Source organism: Streptomyces sp. NPDC052043, from assembly GCF_044548235.1.
In the GTDB taxonomy this organism is placed as follows: domain Bacteria; phylum Actinomycetota; class Actinomycetes; order Streptomycetales; family Streptomycetaceae; genus Streptomyces.
The window spans coordinates 1-3,897 of the sequence record NZ_JBIUBT010000037.1; the positions used below are offsets into that span (position 1 = coordinate 1).

Below are 3,897 nucleotides of genomic sequence, written 5' to 3' on the forward strand. Positions count from 1 at the left end.
CAATCCCCGCAACTACCTGGCCTTTCTCGGACTCGCCGCCGCCCTGTGCTGCTACAAGAGACTCCTTCGCCTCACCACGTAGGACACGGTCTTAGGAGAGAGGCTGGGTGATGTCGGGCCTGAGCTGCGGCTTGGCTGGCCAAGGAAGGGAGCGGCTACTCGGCCGCAGTACACCGGTGTTGACCGTGACTGACCCCTACACGTGGCACGGTTGTGGCACGAGCCTCAGCCGACGACAGTCAGCCACGACGGCGGGTGCGCCGACAGACTAGGCGCGCGTATGCCTCGCTGTACCCCCACCGGCTTCAGCCACGCTTTTACGGGCCGACCAGAGTCACCCATGTCGGCCAAGCGCCAGCCTGGGAGGAAACTTCTCCTGAGCTGGTCCTTCTGTCTGTGCCGGCGGCAGGATTCGTACCTGTGACACCCGCTTTAGGAGTTCGATCCAAGGCTGGGTGTGACGCAGTCTTCCTTCGCTGTGCCGTCCGGATAGAGGCGCTCCTGTATGACACTGACCGACGTCGTTGATGTCAGACGTGGATGTCAGCCGAGCGCCGCTGGTGGTCCACCGCTGTCCCCTTAACCCGTGGCGACGGCACCGCCCAGACCGGCCAGGCGTAGCGCCACGTTCCGGGGCGAGTCGATCAGCTTATGGCGACCTTTGGTGGATTCCAACGCGGCCACGACGGGACTCGACAGGAACGCGATCAGCTCGTCCACCTCCTCCCGGGACGGGCGGGGAGTGAACTCCTTCCGCAAGGCATAGATGATGTTCTCGACGCTGATGTACCCGTCGTCGATGGGGTCCTCGTCCACGGCTTCCTGGAAGGCCAGGTCGATGATCCTGCGCACCAGCAGCGAGCGCCGCTCCAGTGCCTGGTATCGCTCGGCTAGGTCGTCGTTGAACGTGTCGATGTGGGAAAAGGAATCCCGCAGTTCGGTGAGGGGCATCGGGTTTCGCGAGTGGCGGTCGAGTAGGGTAGCGAGATCCTCGATGCGGAGCAGGATGACCTCATTCTCCACCGCCCAGTTTTTGAGCCGTGGAGCGAATTCCGGCCCCACTACGACTACGTGATCAGCCTTGTGCTTGCGCTTGTGGTCGCGCAGTGCGTCGAACTTGACGCTAGATTCGGCCACTTGGCCGTTCCCTGAGCTCTTCGCGTCCACGATGATTCGGTAGCGGTCCTTTGTGGCCAGCTGTGCAATGCCCAGGACGTCCGTGCGGCCCGAGCCACCGAGGTGCTCAGCCTGGAACCCGAGGAAGGCAAAGGCACGGCCGACGGCCTCCTCGAACTCCCGGCTATCCGTACCGACATTGCCGTACTGCCGCAGCTGGGCGATGACCGCTTCAGGCACCGGCAAAGCGGACGCGTCTTGCGGTCCTGCCAGATCAGTCTCCTCCGGTTCTGCTTCGACCGGCAGCTGAAGTGTCAGGTTCTTGACGAAACTTCGTCCGGCCGCAGTGACACGGAACCGCTGCCAGTCCACCCGCTCGACGAGACCTGCATCCTGGAGGAAGGCGAGCCTGAGACGGATCTCTCCGTTCGACGCCTGGGCGTAGCCGTACATCTCCTTCGCCAGGGTCACCAACGCTGAGGTGGTCGCGGGTTTGCTCAGGTGGCAGAGAATCTCACCGAAGAACAGGTATCGCGCATGCAGATACGCGGCGAGCAGTCGCTCATTCCCCTGGTCGACGAGTCGGTGCGCGTCCTCGCTCGGTGCGAAGTGGTTGAACGACGTCTGCTCGATAAGCCCGGTGTGCCGCAGGGCGTGCATCATCGTGGTGAAGGACGTCTTGCTAATGCCGAACTCGCTGCCACATAGCTCGCTGAACTCCTCGAGTCCCGCACCGTCACCCAACAGGGCCACTAGCCTTCGCAGGGCGGCGGTCGCCGTCAGGGTCGAATCCCCGTCACGGTTGTCGGAAGCGTTCCCCCGGGGGATGTAGCCGATCAGAGCGCGGCGGTTCTTCAGGTCGACCTGCTCCAACTGCAGGGAATCGCCGAAGAGTGTCAGCGGTCCCTCCTCATCGTCGTCCGATTCGGCGGGCTCCTCCCCTTCCCCCCGGGCGCTCTCGGGCGGACAGAGGGGGAGGACCTCTAGCAGGGCATCCCCCAGCTCGGTCCTAACGACCCTCTGGCCCCACAGCTCGATCATCCCCAGGCTCCTGAGCCATCCCGTGCGGTCCCGCACGGGTGACAAACTTGTCCAGTTCAGCCCGTACGTCCCTTTCGCTACTTTCAACAAGTCCACCTGCTTTGTTTGGTCCCCAATAGCCAGGAGGAGTTCGCCGAAGAACTTCACACGAGCGTGCAGATGGGCGGCCAGGAAGGAGCTGTCCTTGTTCTCAAGCCATTGCCGTGCGTAGGTGCTCGGCTGCCACTGGGCCCCGGCCGACCGTTCGGCGAGACCCGGAGCGGAGAGCACCCGCCGGCACAAGTCCTCGCAGCGGGCGCTGACACTCTTCCCTTCCGGCGTCCGCCACTCCAGAGACTCCTTACCGTCGCATGGCAGTTGAACGAGCACCTGTCGAAGCAGATCCGCCTGAGCCTCCGTACCACCTTGGATGTAGCCGAGTGAGTTGACCCGGTCGCGCCACGGCTTGGCGGGTACGGGTTGACGGCTGTGCATCTGCTCCCCCTTTACTGCGGTACTCGTATCTTCGCCTGAGAGTAGGGGGATCCACTGACAACGACGGCAGAACCTCAGAAGCCACTACCGACACGAACAACTCGGTCGACGGCGACCTGTTCGAGTACGGGATCGGAGTCCTGCCTCGTCGCACCTTCGACGATGTGGTGGAGGACACCGACGGGAGCTTCGCCGTGGTGCTGTTGCGAGTGGGGACTGACTGGGCTGCGGTAAGAAACACCCCATCTTGCCGTACCGCCACCCCTACGCGGAAACCCGTTAGCTCTGAGGGTGCTGACCTGGGCTTTCGCTGGTGACGGCGGTGGCTCGTCTGTCACTGTCGGTCGCCGTCGGTCGGCCTCGGGCACCCTCGCACGGCCCAGAGACGGCCCAGCATCGGAACGGCTTACTCAAGAGGCTGGGTCGCCACCCGCAGCTGTTCGCTGTAGGGCCAGGTGAAGGTACGGTCCGGCTCGAGGCGCCCGTCTCCCCAGTGGATCACGTGGATGCCGTTCTCCGGGTCGGCGGTGAAGAAGAGGCACACCAGCTTCGTGGACGCGCCCAGTGCCTCGAAGGTCTCGTGCAGATCCTCGTACTCCTGAGTCGTGTACCCGTCATCCAGCGGGAAGAGGCTGTCCTCCGGCTCCGGCCCGTGACTCAAGAGCATGCGGCGGCGGGTAGGGGAGGCGTCGGCAGCCAACCGCGCCCGTTCGAGCGGCTTGAGCCGGTTGGCGTACTTAAAGGGGAAGAGCGCGTGGTCATTGATGACGGCGTACTCGTACCCGCGTAGGTCCCGCACGGCTTCTCCCAGTTGCCGCGCAGTGTCCGCCAGGTTCTCGCGCACCGCCTCCGCCAAGGTTGAACCGTAGGGGCTGCGCTTCTTCAGTCTCGCGGTGAGGTGTACTGCGTGAGCCCGTGCATGGGCCCTCGCCAATTGCTCCGGGACGGCTTCGACGAGCCTGCTGGCGTGCCGCCCGAACCGCTCCACGGCCCAGTCCGACGGCTCACCGCGGTCGCTACCCAGCACGGACATACAGAGTCCCCCTCCCTCAGTCACCCCGCCTATCAACTGTGTGACACGTACACGAAGGACCAACAAGGGAGCGATCCGGCCACATGGCGTTACGGGTCCTACTGGTGCCCGCGGCAGGCTAGGCGCGAGCAGGGGTTTAGACCGTGTCCTACGTGGTGAGGCGAAGGAGTCTCTTGTAGCAGCACAGGGCGGCGGCGAGTCCGAGAAAGGCCAGGTAGTTGCGGGGATTGCGC

At 64.2% G+C, this 3,897-nt stretch carries 2 protein-coding genes; both read right to left on the bottom strand.

Going from position 1 to position 3,897, the window contains the following annotated elements; translation table 11 throughout:
- Positions 1-579: 579 nt before the first annotated feature.
- The gene (locus ACIHCX_RS38035) at positions 580-2,631 is read right to left on the bottom strand and encodes a restriction endonuclease (protein WP_400037990.1); all 2,052 of its coding nucleotides are present in this window, start codon (positions 2,629-2,631) and stop codon (positions 580-582) included.
- Positions 2,632-3,037: 406 nt separating this feature from the next.
- On the bottom strand, positions 3,038-3,664 hold the full coding sequence (locus tag ACIHCX_RS38040; RefSeq protein WP_400037992.1) for a hypothetical protein: 627 nt from the start codon (positions 3,662-3,664) through the stop codon (positions 3,038-3,040).
- Between the last annotated feature and the right edge of the window lie 233 nt (positions 3,665-3,897).

What these genes read in the sequence shown, in the direction of transcription:
- ACIHCX_RS38035 (WP_400037990.1), bottom strand. Translation starts at nt 2,631, where the DNA reads ATGCACAGCCGTCAACCCGTACCCGCCAAGCCGTGGCGCGACCGGGTC.
- ACIHCX_RS38040 (WP_400037992.1), bottom strand. Translation starts at nt 3,664, where the DNA reads ATGTCCGTGCTGGGTAGCGACCGCGGTGAGCCGTCGGACTGGGCCGTG.